Raw genomic sequence first — 17,426 nt, forward strand, 5'->3', positions numbered from 1 at the left:
TTAGAATAAGATTAAAAAAAAATCAATTGCCGTCAAAACGGATATTATATGCTTTTTTAAAATTTTCAAAGATTGAATCTTTTAATTCTTCCGCATAATTTTTATAAGTTTTTTCATCATAGTTTGAAAGTCCCTCGGATTGCGCCCTTAATTCTGCAAGAAGCGAAAACACTTTTTTTATATCTGTGGGAAGTGAAAAATTTTCTTCTTTCAGACTCATGTATGGGGCGTCGGTTTCGGTTAAGATTCTATCCTTTTCTAAAGTTGCCGCCGTTTCAAGCTGAGCTTTTTGCCCTCGGAGCAGGCCCTTGCCGATACAAAAATAGGCATTTACTCCTTTTTTTAGAAATGACCTTGCTTCCGTTACGGAGCCCGCCCATCCGTGAAAGATAACCGCATTTATTTTTTTTAGAGTTTTTACATCATCGAATATGAGGTGCATTCCTTTTCGGCAGTGTACAACTATGGGGAGATCCGATTTTTGGGCAAAACCCAGTTGGGTCTTCCATACTTTTTTTTGAGCTTCTAATGTGCTTTTATAATGTTCGTCAAAAAGGTCAAATCCGCATTCCCCAATGGCAGCTATTCTTTTTTCGATTAAAAGTTTTTCTAAATATGGTATTTCATCTTCTATCGGGCATTGAGGATGTATGCCGAAAGAAAGGATAAAATTCTTGGAATTTTCTCTGCATATTTTTTCTTGAATTTTAAAACGTCCGGCCTCATTTGCAGAAGCACAAAAAAATATCTCCTTATCAAAGGTTTTTAAAATCGGATTTTCTGTATTTTGAGAATTTAATTTTTCTATTGTATCTAAAATATGAACATGGGCATCGGTATACATGAAAGTTATTATATCCTAAAGGTATTATTTTGTATACCGAAAATAGTACTATACGGAGGGAAAGTATGAAATTATATTCGATAAAAACTACTCAAGGCGATGCCTCATATTGCACAATTTTGCAAGAAACCGATGCCGGATACATCCTGCGTATTTGTATGGATAAAGAGGGGTATCAAAAGGTAAGTGAAGATTTTATAGAAAAAGATCTTTTTGATATGTGCGTTCGCACAGGCTACATTCACGAGCTTTCGGAAGCAGCTTCCATAGTAGCTTAAGCTTCATTTAATAAGACGGTAATTAAGGCATGGCCCCGTAATTACCGTCCTTTTCTGTAAAGGTTAGTTATTAACTCTTTCTTGATATTCGTTAGTTTCGGTGTTTACGAGAATTTTTTCGCCCTGTTTAATAAATAGGGGAACACGAACTACAAGACCTGTTTCGGTAACTATGGGTTTTGTTGCTCCCGAAACGGTATCTCCCTTTATATAGTTTTCGCTTTGCTCTACAATAAAAATCATCTTTGTGGGAATCCTTACATCGATAGGTTCATTTTCCCAGATGAGAATATCGTATTCATCGCCTTCTCTTAAATAATGTTCTTTGTCGCCTATTGTTTCGGCAGGTACGGAAATGGATTCAAAACTTTCCGTATCCATGAACATAAACTGGTCGCCGTCCTTGTACTGATACTGACACTTGTGTGTATCTACTACCGCATCTTCAACGGTGTCTGCCGTTTTGATGGTCTGCATCAAAACAGAGCCGTCTCTCAGATTCTTCATTTTAACACGGGCAAAGGCCGCACCCTTTCCGGGGTTGACAAATTCCCTTTCAACAACTAAATAGGGAGTTCCCTTATTGAGCAAAACCGTGCCCTTAGCTATATCTCCGCCTCTAATCATTTTTCACCTCATTTAAAATTGTGCGGTATTTTAGCATTTTTGATGTTTTTATGCAAGCAGAGCCCGATTGAAAACTTTCAAAAAATCTGTTATAATCCGCCTATTATGGAAGATATTAAAACTACGTGGCAAAAAATTATTGCCGACACCTTAAACGGGATAGCTCCCGAAACATGCGATAAGATTTTACCTGAACAAATAAATATAGAAACTCCTCCTAATCCCGAAATGGGGGACGTGGCCTTTCCTCTTTTTACATTTGCAAAGAGCTTTAAATCCTCTCCTGCAAAGATTGCTTCCGATGTTTGTGCCCGTCTTTTAGAAAACGAGGATATAAAAAAATACGGAATGCCTAAGGCGATCGGGCCTTATTTAAATGTCTTTCTTGCCAAAGAGGATTTAGCCTCGAATGTTTTGGATAAGGTTCTAAAGGAAAAAGAAAACTACGGAAAAACTTCTTCTCTTTCCGGTAAAAGAATTATGATTGAGTTTTCAAGTCCGAATACCAATAAGCCACTCCACCTCGGCCATCTGCGTAATGATGCCTTGGGTGAAAGTATTTCGCGTATTTTAAAATTTTGCGGGGCCGATGTTTTTAAGGTAAACATTATAAACGATCGGGGCGTTCATATCTGTAAGTCCATGATAGCCTATCAAAAATTCGGCGAAGGAAAAACTCCTGAAAGCGAAAATATAAAGTCCGACCGCTTTGTCGGGGACATGTATGTTGCTTTCCATAAATACAGTCAGGAAAATCCGGAAAAGGCAGAGGCAGAAGCTAAGCAGATGCTTTTGGATTGGGAAGCCGGAGAAAACAAGGAACTAATCGGGCTTTGGAAGAAGATGAACGGTTGGGCGATAAACGGTATTAAGGAAACCTACAAAAGAACAGACATCTCTTTCGACAAACTTTATTTTGAAAGCGAAACCTATTTAAAAGGAAAGGATCAGATCTTAAAAGGTTTGGAGGCCGGAGTTTTTTATAAAGAAGAGGACGGTTCCGTTTGGGTTGATCTCGCTCCAATCAAGCTCGACAAAAAAGTATTGCTGCGAAGCGACGGTACTTCTCTTTATATGACTCAGGATATAGGCACGGCAATTTCCCGCCACAAGGATTGGCCCTTTAATCAGATGATCTATGTTGTAGGAAATGAACAGGAATATCACTTTAAGGTGCTTTTTTATGTTTTAAAACAGCTCGGCTTCGAATGGGCCGACGACCTCTATCATCTTTCTTACGGAATGGTAAACCTGCCTGAAGGAAAAATGAAAAGCCGTGAAGGTACGGTTGTGGATGCCGATGACCTTATCAATTCTCTTCAAGATGAAGCCTTAAAAAAGATTGAAGAAAACGGAAGAGAAAAGGAAGTGGGCGACGCCGCAGTTGCAGCCGAGAACATCGCCGTAGGAGCCCTGCATTATTTTCTTTTACAGGTAAGCCCCAAAAAAGATATGCTTTTTAATCCTAAAGAATCCCTTTCCTTTACCGGAAACACGGGCCCCTATCTTCAATACATGGGTGCTAGAATTTCTTCTATTTTGAGAAAGGCCGAAACAGCCGAAGGCAAAGAAAAGTTAAAGAACGGAAAACTCAATGCTTCCCTTTTGACAAATGAATCCGAATGGGAACTGTTAAAGACATTAGAAGACTTCCCCGAACAGGTTGAACGCTCTGCCTTGCGTAAAGACCCGAGTGCCCTTACGGCCTATCTTTATGAGCTCTCAAAAGCATTCAGCCGCTTCTACCGCGATTGCCCAATTCTTTCAGGCGATGATGCCGACCTTTGTTATACAAGAATGGAATTGGCAAGGGCTGCAAAGATAGTGCTTCAAAATGCAATGAACTTGGTACTCATTCCGTTTATGGAAATAATGTAAACTTTTTATAAATTATTTTTTTAAAAATTACTAAACGATTTATAAAATTATGATAATACTAATGAGGAGTATTATCATGATAAAAAGAATTAAACTAAGAGCTTTGACTTATCTGCGGAATATTTATGCCCGAATAATTTGTCCGCAAGTTTGTTTCTTTTGCGGGGAAGAAACGGGAACGGGTATTCCGTTGTGCAGCAAATGTTTACAAAAAGAAATTGCCGAGCCTGTTTTATTCCGGCTTAAAAATCCTGAAAAGTTTTGTTCATCCTGCGGAAAAATTTTGATTTCAGAAAAAGAGTTTTGCACGGACTGCAGGGCTAAATTAAGAGAAAAAGAAAATTTAAGAACAGAAGAAAGGGAAAAGAGCAAAAAGGAAGATTGTGCAAAACCGCTTTCCGTTCAATCCGATTTTCTCAAAAAGGTTTACACCATTTATCCTTACAAGGGCAGGGGAGGAGAGCTTTTACGCTTATGGAAAAATCAAAACATGAGGGGCTTTGCGGAAATTTATGCTTCTGCCATTGCTTCCTTTATCGAAGGGATGCCTGAACTTCAAAACGTTCCTATGGTGCCGGTTCCGCCCCGTCCTAAAAAGATTAAAACCAAGGGCTGGGATCAAATAGAAGATTTGTCCCTTTATTTGGAACAGATTTATAATCTTCCAATATTGCGTTGTTTAAAACGAATGGACGGGGCTTCACAAAAAAGTCTTTCCAAAGAAAAACGGGCAAGCAATCTAAAAGGAAAGATTTTTTTAAAAAGGCAAAAATCCTTTTCAAAATCGGAAGATTTAAAAACCGCCTTACCCGAAAAGCTCATAATCTTAGACGATGTTATGACTACGGGAGCAACCCTTAACTTTTGTGCGGCGGCATTAAAAGAGGGAGGCTGCAAAGAAGTGATCGGCCTCTGCCTCTTTTTTGATTAAGCCTCCTTTTAAATATCGAATCTTGTTCCGCTTTGTACAAAACTGAAAAAATTTCCGTTAGGTACCAAGATTATGTGATCCAAAAGCTTGACACCTAAAATTTTTCCGGCCTCGTAAATGCGTCTTGTCAATTCCATATCTTCGCTTGAGGGCTCCAGATTTCCCGAAGGATGATTATGGGCCGCAATTATTGCAGCAGCCCTGTCTTTTAAAGGGTCTGAATACACTTCACGAGGATGCACTATTGTTCTATTGATAGTGCCGACACTCACAACACGGGTTGCAATAATTTCGTTTGCCCCGTTTAAGGAAACGCAGATAAAATGCTCCCTGTCCCTGTCTGCATAGTGCTGCAAAAGCGGAACTACATCGGTGGGGTGCGAAATCGTCCGGTTCTTGTTGTCATAATACCTCCTTCCCAATTCCAAAGCAGCAAGAACCGTTGAAATCTTTGAATCTCCCATCCCGCGGATAGAACGCAGATACCCCTCAATTTTTTCGGGCCTTGCTCTATCGATGTGCAGAATAATATCATCGGCCAATTCTTTTACAGGCTTGTCCTTAATGCCTGTGCGTAAAAGAATGGCCACCAAATCAGAGTCGCTTAAATTCTGAGGCCCGTACTCTAAAAGCCTTTCCCTCATATCGGGTTTATCCGTATTGGACGAATTTTTATAACCTATCATCAATTATATTGTATGTATTATTTGAAATATTTACTACTTTTTATAAAATTATAATTTTTCAATTTCGGAAAGCCATGTTACCCCTTCTTAATTAAAGCCATATCCGGTTTTTCCATTTTCATACATTTGGCTGAAAACGAAGGCGGGGAAACAACCACGGAAATCAATGCGATTAAATAAAAAAACAGCTCTTACAAAATTGAGGTAATTGTGGTATAATACAATCAATGAGGGGATGGCTATGCAAAAACGCTTTGACGATTTAACGATTACCGACGATTATATGTTTTGCGCGGTGATGCAGGATAAGTCTATCTGTACAACGGTTTTGAATATGATACTTGCAGACTCGATCGGGCTGATTAGCGATATAAGCTATCAAAAAACATTCGACCAAGCAGGTTATGCAAAAAGCATACGCCTTGATGTGTGGGTTACCGGCAGCGATGGCAGCGTGTATGACGTTGAGATGCAAACTACAAATAAACAAGACCTTGCTAAACGCTTACGCTACTATCAATCGGTTATCGACGTGAGCAGCCTTGAAAAGGGCGGGCATTATACCGACTTACCCAATTCATTCATCATCTTTTTTTGCCCGTTCGACTATCCAAGCAAAGGTTTACCGGTATACACCTTTAAAACGATATGCAGTGAAAATAACGCAATCACATTACAAGACGGCATAACCAAGGTCATTATCAACAGCACTGCAGCAGATAAGACGCCTGACCCTGAACTAAAGGCTTTTTTGGAATACATGAACGGCATAACAAGTGACAGCCCCTTTATCCGCAAGATAGACCGGTATATCAAAGAACTAAAAGAAAATGAAGAGAGGAGGAAAGAATACATGTTAATACAATCATTTGAAATGGATGCACGAAGGGACGGCATACAACAAGGTATCCGGCAAGGAATTGAACAGGGCTTTTCCGAAGGTTCATACCAAACAAAGCTTGAAACGGCAAAGAATTTACTTGAAATGGGGTTTGCCATAGAAGCTATCGTAAGAGCTACCGGTCTCAGCAAAGAAGAAGTCGAAAGCGTTTGAAACCACCGCCATCCTGAGGCGGTTAATATAGTATGAGCACTTTTGCAAATAGGCGGAGTAGATGCAAGGAGATAGCCGAAAATAAAGCGGAGGCGTATCGAGTATACGTTGAGCATTTATTTTCGGCGTACGACGCAGCAGATGCCCGCATATTTGCAAAAGAGAGGTAATAAACATGTTAGTAGCAGAATACGATTATGATACAGACATCGCAGTACAGAGAGCTGAAGAAAGACAAATAGCTTTTGCCGAAGGAATTGAAAAAGGAATTGAACAGGGGATTGCCGATGGAGTATACCAAAAAGCCATTGAAACGGCACGGATTTTAAAACAGCTCGGCGATTCCGTAAAAAAGATAATGCAAGCGACCGGTCTAACCCAAGAAGAAGTGGAATCGATTAACTAATTGGTAATTCGGTTTATTCCCGGCTTTCGTGCCGGGGATAAACCTCGAGTTAACTCCTCATTATATTTATACGGATTATTTTAAAAAATGGTAAATATTAAAAAAATCGATAAAAGCCGTCTATAAATTTTCTAAAAGATGAGCCTTCTTTTATATCGTGCGGACAGATAAGAGGAATGGTTTTTAGCATAATATCTGAATCTTTAATTCTATATTCTATACGGCCGATTTGCTGTCCTGCAAAAAGAGGAGCCATTATTACATCAGGTAAAATTATAACTTGTTCTATATGCCTCTCATCATTTTTAAAAACCGTAAGATAGTCTTGCGAAAGGTCCTCATCGGCGAGGAGAGGTGTAAAGGCGGAAGTTTTTACATTTAGGTTTGAACCCAAGACGCTTACACTTCTTTTAATTTTGTTGTGCTCTCTTATGTCAAAACTTTTAAAATTATCGAATGCAAAATTTATAAGCTTGATGGAATTTTGCTCCCGCTTAAAAATTCCTTCGGTAAAACTTTTGCCATGACCGCCGAGGATGACCGCAATAAAACGCTCACCGTTTTTTTGAGCCGTAAGCGAAATATTAAAACCGGATTCGTAAATAAAACCTGTTTTTAAACCGTCACATCCTTCTATTTTTTTTAGGAGGGTATTGGTGGCAGGCTTAATTTGAAACTCCTTTAAACCGTCGGAACTTTTTTTGATAAGAATATTGTGTTTTTGAGGATAGCTTATCTCATTTACCGAATGAAACTTTTTTAAGTTTTCGGGATATTGTTTTAAATAATGGAGGGAAAATAAGGCAAAGTCCCTTGCCGTGGTTTGATTTTTTTCGCTTAAGCCCGAAGAATCCTCAAAGCGGGTGGATTTTAAGCCCATCGTTTTAACGACCTCGTTCATTTTAAGCGTAAACTTTTTAAGGCTTCCTTCCGTAAGCAGGGCAGCCGCAAGGGCTGCATCATTCCCCGAGCAAACCGCCATTCCCCTTATCAATTCTCCTATACTTAAACTTTGATTTTCTCCCAAGCCCATCCAAGCAGCTCCTTTGGGAAGAAAAATTGCCCAAGCCTCCTTAGGCGGAAAAACAATCTTTTCCAAATCTTTAAACTGAGGCTTTTGAAGCATGGTATAAATTGTTACCAGCTTTGTAAGGGAGGCCGGAGGGATTATTTTATCGGCATTGTATTCGGCTAAAATTGTACCGGTGTTTGCATGAATAAGAATGTAGGACTCGGCATCGATTTTAGGTAATTCTATTTTTTTTGCCGAGGGGTTAATCTTAGAAGACGATGATTTTACAGGCAAAAAATTTTCTATGGAATTAAGGGGCGGAAACTCTTTGTTAATCTTATATTGCCTGTAAAAGGTTTTAAGAGCTGCCGTTTTTTCTTCTTGTGAAACCTCAAGAGGTTGTGCTTTTTTTAATTCCGAAACATGGAAAAAAATAAAGCCTGCAAGGCTCAATACACAAAAAAGCACAGCCCCAAGGAGAACAAAAATAAATTTTACAATTCCGTTTGTGCTGTGCTTCATTTTTTTAAGGTCTTAAATTTTTTACTAAAAAATTAGAACTCGGCTAATTTCGGTGCTCTGGGGAAGGGGATTACATCCCTTATGTTTCCCATACCCGTAACATAGAGGAGAAGGCGCTCAAACCCGAGTCCGAAGCCCGAATGAGGAACCGTACCGTATCGGCGAAGGTCGAGGTACCACCAATAGTCTTCTTCCCTTAAACCCAATTCCTTAATTCGCCCTTGCAAAATATCGAGGTTTTCTTCTCTTTCCGAGCCCCCGATTATTTCGCCCAAGCCCGGTACAAGCACATCCATCGCCCGCACCGTTTTTCCGTCCTCATTTAATTTCATATAGAAGGACTTAATCTCCTTGGGATAGTTTGTAACTATTACCGGTCCCTTATAAACTTCTTCGGTTAAAAACCTTTCATGCTCGCTCTGGAGGTCACAGCCCCAATAGGGTTTAAACTCAAAGCGGTCAAGATGCTTTTCAAGTTCGGCTATAGCTTCCGTGTAAGTAAGGCGCGTAAATGGCGTGCTTACAACATTTGTGAGCATCTCGATAAGCCCTTTTTTGATTCTTGAATCAAAAAATTCCAAATCCTCCCTGCATTTTTCCAAGGCCCATTTTAAAAGATAGACGATAAAGTCTTCTGCCAGCTCCATGTTTTCTTTTATGGTAAAAAAGGACATTTCAGGCTCTACCATCCAAAATTCCGCGAGGTGGCGGCTTGTGTTCGAGTTTTCCGCTCTAAAGGTCGGACCGAATGTGTAAATGCGCGAAAGAGCCGTCGCATAGGTTTCTCCTTCAAGCTGTCCTGAAACGGTCAGGTTAGCCTGCTTGCCGAAAAAATCTTGCGAATAATCTATTTTAAAAGAATCGGGATCCTTTTTTTCTTTTAAAGCTTTTTTTACTGTTTCTTCTATATCGAAAGTCGTAACATGGAACATTTCGCCTGCACCTTCGCAGTCCGAGCCGGTAATAATCGGCGTATGCACATATTGAAAACCTCTTTCCTGAAAAAAGGTGTGGATTGCATAGGCCATCTGGCTTCTCATACGGGCAACAGCCCCGAAGGTATTGGTACGAGCCCTCAAGTGAGCTATGTCCCTTAAAAATTCCATGCTATGACGCTTTTTTTGTAAAGGATATTTTTCCTGATCAGCCTCACCGAAAATATGGATATTATTAGCCTGAAGCTCAACTCTTTGTCCTGCCGCAGGGGAGGGAACGAGATTGCCCGATACCTTTACCGAAACTCCGGTACCGGCCTTTTTTAAGAGCGCCTCAGTATTATTATCGAGACCGGTATCTCTGTCAAAGGTTGCCTGAATGGAGGCAAAACAGGAGCCGTCATTGATCTCGATAAAAACCAAATTCTTGGTTTCCCGCTTTGTACGAACCCAGCCGTAAACATCGATTGCTTGGCCTTTCGGTTCGGAGGTTAAAATATCTTTGATTAAATGTATCATAATAGGTATATTATATGTTAAATTCCGATTCTGTCAAGCAAGTCTTTTAAAGTGGCTTGACAAGATTTTATAAAATATCTTGACCCTATACTTGCTATGTGATAAAATCATAAAACTTTAATATTAATAAATAGGAGTTCATTTTATGAAAAAACTTTTTATCGGTATCGCTTTGTGCTCTTTTTTCTTTTTACCTTTGATTGCCCATGAAGAGGAACATAAAAACCTTTCTTCGGAACATCATAATAATAAGAAAGTAACCTATACTACAACTATAAATGCTATTGTTACATGGCCGCCTCAAGTCTTGGTAGGTGTAACTCAAAGTTTTAAAGTTCCGCTCATGCAGTTTGATAACCCTTTGATGAAGGATAACAATATTGATTTTAAAATAGGAGCAGAACTTACACCTATTACAACCGAAGGTAAATTCAATATTACTTGGACACCTATCGCCTTTTTAGAATTATATACGGAATCAAGGATAGGTTCAGGCTGGAAACTTTCAGAGGATTTACTCGGAATAGCCATTAATGAAAATAAGGGCGGAAAGACAAACAAGACTCCTATAAATTTTAGTAAAGCTGTATATTCATTTGCATTAGGAGGGGCTTTTCAGTTTGATCTTGGGGCTGTCATACCTCATGATTGGAGTCATGTTATTTTTAAAACGGATCATTACGCTCTCTATAAAGCAATGACAGGAGTAAATTCCGAAACTTCATGGCTTTATCAAGCCGATTACGGAGAAAACCGCAATGGTTGGAGATACATGAGCTCTTATGTAATAGGATATAAGATGCCTCTATTTTTAGATTTAATTGCAATGAAAATAGATGTAGAAAAAAAACTGTTTGCTTCTCCCAAAGGGCTCGATAATAAAGTATGGGGTGAAGACCTGTTCCTAACCACTTTCGGCCCCATCATTAATTTTAACATTAAAAAAGATTATAATATAATGCTTTTAGCCCAATGGTATACCTATCCGGTTTATAAAAATGAGGCTAAAGATGATTTTTACCAAACAAAGGTTCTTGATACCGATAAAAAAACTCAAGTTAAATTTTATCAAGTCGGTCTTATTTTTTATATGAATATCAATAGATAAGAAAATCGGCAGGGAATGGGAATGAGAAGTAAGGCGGAAATTATACAAAAAATTAAAAATGCAGGGATTGCAGCGAGGGAAGGAAGGGCTGAACCTGTTCTTGCAACCGTTTCGGGTGTTCTTTCTACAAAACCTAATTTGATAAGGTACTGTGCCGATGAGCTTGGCTTCGGCCTTGTAACCTCAAAGAGCTTTCAGGTACTGCCTAACCCGGGAAACCGTGAGCCCATCCTTTGCGAGCCCGAATTAGGCTGCTTCGGTAATTCCGTCGGGCTTCGTAACTGCGGAATGGAACAGGCCGTAAAGGAGCTTAAAGAGCTCCGTTCTTCATGGAAAACCGATTCTATTTTAAATATTTCCCTCTCAGCCTCAAACCCTGAAGATTTTATCAGCCTTTTGAAGGGCTTTGAAGAATTAGCCGACTGCTTCGAGCTTAACTTTTCATGTCCCCATGCCTCGACAGGCTTCGGTGCCTCCATAGGCTGCGACCCTGCGATTGCCTCGGAGTACGTAAAAACGATAAAAAAAGCCCTCCCTGATTGTACCGTGCCGATTTTTGTAAAACTTACTCCAAATGTGGAAAATATAGGAGCTATAGCTTCCGCCGTAATCGGAGCAGGCGCAGACGGCATAACGGCTATCAACACCGTAGGCCCCAAGGTTTACATTGAGCCCCATTCCGGAAAGCCCATCTTGCAAAATAAACTTGGCGGAAAGGGCGGCATGAGCGGTTCATGGGTATTCCCAAGGGCTTTGGAATGTATCGGGCAAATACGGAAGGCTGTAGGAGAAGAAATTCCTATAATCGGAATGGGAGGCGTTATGACTGGCTCTCAAGCTGCCGAACTCGTTAGGGCCGGGGCCGATATAATAGGCATAGGTTCTGCCTGCGGTATGCTTGAACAAGACGATTTAAAGCCTTTTTTTCAAAACCTTTCCTCGGATGCTCTAAACTGCATACGCGGCAAAGAAACCGATAAAACTTCCTCATTTTTGCGCAAAAAAAAGGCCTTGGAATACGAAGCAAAAACTATCGTCAAAATCGAAAAAGAAAGTGAAGATATCATTATAATTACCCTAAACGGAAAGTGTAAATTCGAAGCAGGGCAGTTTGTCTTCTTATGGATTCCCGGAGCCGGAGAAAAGCCATTCTCTCTTGCAGAAGCCGATCCTATAAGCCTTATCATAAAAAAACGCGGCCCCTTTACCGAAGCTCTTTTTGAGCTAAAAGAAGGGGATACAATCTACATGCGGGGACTTTACGGCAAAGGAATAAAGCCTCCTAAAACCGAAAATGCCCTTTTAATTGCCGGCGGAACGGGTATTGCAGTCCTTCCGGCCCTTGCAAAACGCCTAAAAAAGCAAGGAGCCTTAATTTCTACATACATAGGAACTTCCGAAGAAATTAAAAAGAAGGAGCCCAACGGCATCGAAAAAATTTTAATTGAATGCGGTGCCTATAAAAAGGTTGCCGACAAGGGCGTTATAGGCAGGGTACTGAACCAATTCCAAAAAGATAATATTGAAGGAAATACCGGCCTCCCGATTCAGGGAAAAGCCGAAAATATGGGTAAGCCGGACTTTTTTGCAGCCTATCTGGTGGGCCCCATGATTTTTATGCGCCGAGCTTCCGAAATTCTTTTAAAAATGGGTGTGCGTAAAAATCAGATTTTTATGTCATTGGAAATGAACACGATGTGCGGGGTTGGTATTTGCGGAGAATGTTCTTGCGGAAATATCTTGACCTGCAAAAAAGGAACCTTTGTCAGTCTTGATCAAATTGATGATTTTTATCAATAAATAATTAAAAATATAAATAAATCTTCTTGAACTTTATCCTTTTTTATGTTAATTATATAAAAAAATAAGATAATTCTTTATTAGGAGAAATTCTATGAAAACATTAAAAAGATTAACTATGTTAATTCTTTTGGTTTCGGTTGCTCTTGGTATCATCGCTTGCGGAGGTATGGGAGCTGACGGCGGAGCTGCTGCAAAGGGGCCCATCGCTAAGACTGAAGCAATTATGGCAGAAGAAACTGCAGCCGGTGTACCCGATTTTACCTCACCGTCTGTAGAGGATAAGAACATCAAGGTTTCAGGTATGCCTGAGGAAGTAGTTTGGATTACAAGTTATCCGAAAGACTTATCATCAAAAGATACAAAGAAGGGCGGGACATTGCATCTTTCTTTAGATGAATATCCTACAACATTTAGATATGTAGGACCTGAATCAAACTTGAGTACAACATATTTGATGAATCCTCATGCAACCTTTTTAGAAGTAAACCCTGAAACACAGGAATTTATGCCCTATGCTGCAACTCACTGGGCTTTCGGTGCAGACAATCAGACTGTTTACTATAAACTTAATGAACATATGAAGTGGTCTGACGGAGTTCCCTGTACGGCAGATGACTTTGTCTTTGCTTGGGAGTCTCTATGTTCTCGCGATCTTGATGATCCTTGGTGTAATAACTATTACGATAAATTTAAGGTTAAAAAAATTAATGACTACTGTGTTTCCGTTAAGTATTTGGAATCGAACAAACTGCCTAAGGCTTCTCTTATTAGTAAGGCAAACTTTAGTCCCAGACCTAAGCACTTTTATAACGGCGAAGTTAAAAACGGCTGGTACAACGAATACAACTGGAAGATTGAGCCTACAACGGGACCTTATGTTGTAAATGCCGATAAATGCGTTCAGGGCGACATGCTGGTTGTTGAAAAAGTTAAAAACTGGTGGGCTCATGAATATTCTAACTGGAAAAACCGCTGTAATATTGATACAGTCGAATACAAGGTTATCACCGGCGGACAGGACATAATTGAAAAGTATTTCTGGAACGGAGAACTCGATCTCTTTGATATGAATATTCCTGCAACATGGAGAAGATGTGCTGCAAACGAAAACATTACCAAAGGTTATGTAGACCGCTGGGTTGCTAACTATTTACCATTGAAAGGTATTCAGGGTATCTTCTTTAATACCAAGTTCCCTTTATTCAGCAACAAGAAAGTTAGGCAGGCTATGTATTATGCCATCGACATTCAGGGCATGATCGATCAGGCTCTTTATGGAGAATTTAAGAGAAGTCATAATATCGGTTTAGGCAATGTATGGGGCGGTATAGATTTTAACGACCATTCAATCCGAAAACCCGATTTTAATCCCGATACGGCAAGAAAAATGCTAGGAGAAGCCGGTTACACTGTTGTAGGTTCTGACGGAATCTTACAGAATTCGAAGGGTGAAAGGGTTTCTTTTGAACTTTTGTATTCAAGGCCTAGTCTCACAGAGCGCTTGTCGATTCTTAAAGAACAGGCTAAAAAAGCCGGTGTAGAAATTGAGCTCAAGATGATGGAAAGCGGAGCTTTTAATACCGTTCTTAATAAAAAACACCAGGCTTGGTGGGGCGGCTTGAGCACGGATTATGAGCCCTCATATTGGGAACTCTTCTCAAAGGCTAATGCCGAAATGGTAGATACAACCAACTTTTTCGGATGGTGGAGTGAAGAGATGGAAAAACTTCTTGCATTTGAAGAGTCAGGACCGCCCTTGGAAGAAAAGGCTGAAAACAACAAGAAGATTGAGCGCCTTGTTCATGAAGAAGCATTGATTGTACCTAACTACTACACTGATTTTGTGAGATGCGGTGCTTGGAAGTGGATAAGAATGCCTTCTTGGGGTAACAGAAGGCTAGATATTGATGCCGACTTTATGTATTATTGGGGCTATATGTGGATTGATGAAGATATCCGCCAAGAAGTTCTTAAGGCAAAAGCCGAAGGAAAAACCTTTGAACCCCGTGTTTGGACTCCTTCAGCCCGCTATATTGCGGAATAATTTATAAAAATCAATGAGGTTTGGAGGCTGGAAAGCAGGGCTAAAACCCCTGCTTAAAGTCTTCAAATCAACATTTTTATCAATAAATAATTGGAAATCCATGTTAAAATCCTGCCTGAAGTCTAGACTTTTTTTTTATATTATGATAACCTAGTAGCGACGAAGTATGCACATCCTTTCCTATTAAATAACGATAAAGCTGATATAATGCAGCGAGGTTGTATATATGTTCGTATATTGGTTTTATGGAGCTTTATGATGAATAACTATTTCGTACGAAGATTGCTTCTAATTATTCCTACTTTTATAGGTATAACATTGGTGGTCTTTGCAGTAACCCGCATAGTTCCCGGAGGTCCGATTGAAAGGGCTATTATGCAGAGAATGTTGGCCCAAGAAGGCAAAAGCGGAAGTTCAAGCAAGCAGGACTCTCAGCCCCTTAACGCTGAGGCTTTGGCTGAACTTGCTGCCTTTTACGGTTTTGACAAACCGTGGCCGATTGCCTATCTTGAATGGATGGGAAGCCTTTTAAGGGGTGATATGGGACGTTCTACAAAATATAACGATCCGGTATTTCAGATGATTGTAAGTAAATTCCCTATATCCTTAAGATTCGGTATTATTTCGGTTATTTTGATTTATTCCATATGTATTCCTTTGGGTATCAAAAAAGCCCTAAAACACCGAAGCCTTTTTGATAACGTTTCCTCGGTATTCATCTTTATAGGTTATGCTCTCCCGGGCTACATTGTTGCTATTATTTTATTGCAAATTTTTGCTTTTACACTTCCTTGGTTCCCCTCGGGCGGACTTTATTCACGAAATTACATGGATATGAATTTTTTTCAAAAAGTTGTAGACAATGTTTGGCACATGTTCTTGCCCATGATAGCCTATGTCATAGGTTCATTTGCCGTTACGACAATGGTTATGAAAAACAACCTCATGGAAAATATGGCTGCAGATTATATTAAAACCGCTGTTGCAAAGGGCCGAACCTTTAAGGATGCCATGTGGAAACATGCCTTTAGAAACAGTATTATTCCTATTGCTGCCGGATTGGGCGGTCTTATAACGATTTTCTTTTCAGGTGCCTTTCTTATCGAAAAAATATTCAATATAAACGGTATGGGCCTTCTTTCATTTAGGGCCATTGTTGACCGCGATTATCCGGTTGTATTAGGCTCCTTGGTAATGACCTCTCTTTTGAGTTTAATAGGTAATATTTTAAGCGATTTTATTCTTTCGGTGGTAGATCCCCGAATAAGGTTAGGTGAATAATATGAGTGATGATGTAAAATCAAAAACTTTTTTAGATACTGTAAAAGAATATTGGGGAGCATTTAGAAACAGGTTTAGGATAGACCCCCTTATGAAAAAGCGTTTTGAGCGCTTTGGAGAGATTAAAAAGGCTAAATATGCTCTTATTTTTATCAGCATTTTGTATGTTCTATCCCTTGTTGCCGAGTTGTTTATTTCAAACAGACCCATTATGATGTGGGTTGACGGTAAGCTTTATTTCCCTACCTATAGCAGGACTCTTCTGGCCGAAGATTTCGGTTTCAGAGTCGAAAATGAACTTGAATTAAATTACAGAGAGTTTAAAAAACATATTAAGGCCGAAAAAAGAGGCTGGGTTCTCCTTCCTCTGATTCCTTATAACCCCTATGAGGCAGATACTGCTGCCGCTCCTTTGGCTCTTACCTTTGACGGAACTCCCAGTATGGGTATTGCCGTTACATCTAAGGAAAAATTGCCTATGGATGACCCTGCAGACTATAAATGGATAGCGGTGGGTGTTATAAACGGAATAAAAATGGCAGAAAAAGACTATACTTGGATTAAATTTGCCGATTCGGCTGCATCCAAGCAGCCTTTATCCGATTTTCCTTCAGCTTCAAAGAATTGGGTAGGCATTTCTGTGGGACGTTCTCACCCGAATGAATCCGTAAATGCTTCAGACTATATTTGGCATAAAGTCGGTTCAAAGGATAACAGAATTGACCTTGGAAACGGAAAGATTTTAACTATACGTTTTGCAAAAGGCGATAAGGGACAGATGTTCCATCCCCTTGCTCCTTCTTTTAAGACACGCCATATTTTGGGCACCGACCGAATCGGGCGGGATATCTTTGCTCGTCTTATTTACGGTTACAGGATTGCTATGTCCTTTGCCTTGCTGGTAGCTGCAGCAACCTACTTTATCGGAACTATCATCGGTATTGCAATGGGGTACTTTGGAGGTACCTTCGATACGATTTCTCAAAGATTTATAGAAATATGGGAGCGCATACCCTACCTTTATATGGTTATGATTTTGGCTTCAATATTTAAGCCTACATTTACCATGTTTGTTTTAATAAATATAGCTTTCAGCTGGACGGGAAAAACCTGGGGTATGAGGGCTATGACTTATAGAGAAAGAGAAAGAGACTATATTTTGGCTGCAAAGTCCATGGGTGCCAGTGCTTGGAGAATAATTACCGTACACATTTTGCCCAACGTTATAGTTCTAATCGTTACATCATTACCCTTTGTTATATCGGGAAATATAGGAGCTTTAACCTCTCTTGACTATTTGGGTTACGGTTTACAGCCTCCTACACCGAGCTGGGGAGAACTTTTAAGTGTCGGAACGGCCACTTATTTGGAAGCTCCGTGGATTCTTTCTTCGGCTGTGGCAGGTTTTGTACTTGTTTTGGTTATGATTACCTTTATAGGTGAAGGCTTGCGGGATGCCTTTGACCCGCGCAGATTTACGGTATATAAATAGCCTTTT

Annotated in this window: 14 protein-coding genes and 1 pseudogene; 10 read left to right on the forward strand and 5 right to left on the reverse strand. The window is 39.9% G+C overall.

Annotated elements, in window-relative coordinates:
• Window positions 1-22: 22 nt before the first annotated feature.
• Window positions 23-844: a TatD family hydrolase gene (locus tag E4N80_RS01785; protein WP_253699952.1), complete on the reverse strand. Its 822-nt coding sequence runs from the start codon at window positions 842-844 to the stop codon at window positions 23-25.
• 29 nt (window positions 845-873) lie between these two features.
• Here E4N80_RS01785 and E4N80_RS01790 point away from each other — a divergent pair, with 29 nt between their 5' ends.
• On the forward strand, window positions 874-1,122 hold the full coding sequence (locus E4N80_RS01790; protein ID WP_495574014.1) for a hypothetical protein: 249 nt from the start codon (window positions 874-876) through the stop codon (window positions 1,120-1,122).
• A gap of 63 nt (window positions 1,123-1,185) precedes the next feature.
• Here the strand turns inward: E4N80_RS01790 and efp are convergent, their stop codons facing one another.
• Window positions 1,186-1,749 carry an elongation factor P gene (gene efp / locus E4N80_RS01795; RefSeq protein WP_253699956.1) on the reverse strand — a complete coding sequence of 188 codons (564 nt, stop codon included), beginning with the start codon at window positions 1,747-1,749 and terminating at the stop codon, window positions 1,186-1,188.
• Window positions 1,750-1,854: 105 nt separating this feature from the next.
• Here efp and argS point away from each other — a divergent pair, with 105 nt between their 5' ends.
• Window positions 1,855-3,627 carry an arginine--tRNA ligase gene (gene argS / locus E4N80_RS01800; RefSeq protein ID WP_253699958.1) on the forward strand — a complete coding sequence of 591 codons (1,773 nt, stop codon included), beginning with the start codon at window positions 1,855-1,857 and terminating at the stop codon, window positions 3,625-3,627.
• Window positions 3,628-3,703: 76 nt separating this feature from the next.
• The gene (locus tag E4N80_RS01805) at window positions 3,704-4,558 is read left to right on the forward strand and encodes a ComFC family protein (protein WP_253699960.1); all 855 of its coding nucleotides are present in this window, start codon (window positions 3,704-3,706) and stop codon (window positions 4,556-4,558) included.
• 8 nt (window positions 4,559-4,566) lie between these two features.
• Here E4N80_RS01805 and radC read toward each other — a convergent pair whose 3' ends face one another.
• A complete protein-coding gene (gene radC, locus E4N80_RS01810; protein ID WP_002670401.1) occupies window positions 4,567-5,244 on the reverse strand; it encodes a RadC family protein in 678 nt (225 codons plus the stop codon).
• Between the two features lie 241 nt (window positions 5,245-5,485).
• On the opposite strand from radC, the gene E4N80_RS01815 reads away from it, so the two are divergent.
• Together E4N80_RS01815 and E4N80_RS01820 are read left to right on the forward strand one after the other, a co-directional pair.
• Window positions 5,486-6,298, forward strand: a complete 813-nt coding sequence (locus E4N80_RS01815) for an Rpn family recombination-promoting nuclease/putative transposase (RefSeq protein ID WP_253699961.1) — start codon at window positions 5,486-5,488, stop codon at window positions 6,296-6,298.
• 160 nt (window positions 6,299-6,458) lie between these two features.
• A pseudogene (locus E4N80_RS01820) lies at window positions 6,459-6,704 on the forward strand (hypothetical protein); the annotation flags it as partial.
• Between the two features lie 97 nt (window positions 6,705-6,801).
• On the opposite strand, the gene E4N80_RS01825 reads toward E4N80_RS01820, so the two are convergent.
• Both E4N80_RS01825 and asnS read right to left on the reverse strand, forming a co-directional pair.
• Complete coding sequence (locus tag E4N80_RS01825) at window positions 6,802-8,238, reverse strand: D-alanyl-D-alanine carboxypeptidase family protein (protein ID WP_253699963.1); 1,437 nt, start codon at window positions 8,236-8,238, stop codon at window positions 6,802-6,804.
• A 32-nt stretch (window positions 8,239-8,270) separates the two neighbouring features.
• A complete protein-coding gene (gene asnS, locus E4N80_RS01830) occupies window positions 8,271-9,692 on the reverse strand; it encodes an asparagine--tRNA ligase (RefSeq protein ID WP_253699965.1) in 1,422 nt (473 codons plus the stop codon).
• Between the two features lie 145 nt (window positions 9,693-9,837).
• Between asnS and E4N80_RS01835 the strand changes: the two genes are divergently transcribed.
• The 5 genes from E4N80_RS01835 to E4N80_RS01855 all read left to right on the forward strand — a co-directional run bounded on the left by E4N80_RS01835 (window position 9,838) and on the right by E4N80_RS01855 (window position 17,420).
• The gene (locus E4N80_RS01835) at window positions 9,838-10,800 is read left to right on the forward strand and encodes a hypothetical protein (protein ID WP_253699967.1); all 963 of its coding nucleotides are present in this window, start codon (window positions 9,838-9,840) and stop codon (window positions 10,798-10,800) included.
• A 21-nt stretch (window positions 10,801-10,821) separates the two neighbouring features.
• Complete coding sequence (locus E4N80_RS01840; RefSeq protein WP_253699969.1) at window positions 10,822-12,600, forward strand: dihydroorotate dehydrogenase; 1,779 nt, start codon at window positions 10,822-10,824, stop codon at window positions 12,598-12,600.
• Window positions 12,601-12,694: 94 nt separating this feature from the next.
• Window positions 12,695-14,647 (forward strand): ABC transporter substrate-binding protein, encoded by a 1,953-nt coding sequence (locus E4N80_RS01845; RefSeq protein ID WP_253699970.1) that lies wholly within the window; start codon window positions 12,695-12,697, stop codon window positions 14,645-14,647.
• A 258-nt stretch (window positions 14,648-14,905) separates the two neighbouring features.
• Window positions 14,906-15,928, forward strand: coding sequence for an ABC transporter permease subunit (locus E4N80_RS01850; RefSeq protein WP_002670414.1), 1,023 nt, complete (start codon window positions 14,906-14,908; stop codon window positions 15,926-15,928).
• Between the two features lies 1 nt (window position 15,929).
• Window positions 15,930-17,420: an ABC transporter permease subunit gene (locus tag E4N80_RS01855; protein WP_253699972.1), complete on the forward strand. Its 1,491-nt coding sequence runs from the start codon at window positions 15,930-15,932 to the stop codon at window positions 17,418-17,420.
• The last annotated feature ends 6 nt before the right edge of the window (window positions 17,421-17,426 follow it).

Source organism: Treponema denticola (assembly GCF_024181605.1).
In the GTDB taxonomy this organism is placed as follows: Bacteria; Spirochaetota; Spirochaetia; order Treponematales; family Treponemataceae; genus Treponema_B; species Treponema_B denticola_B.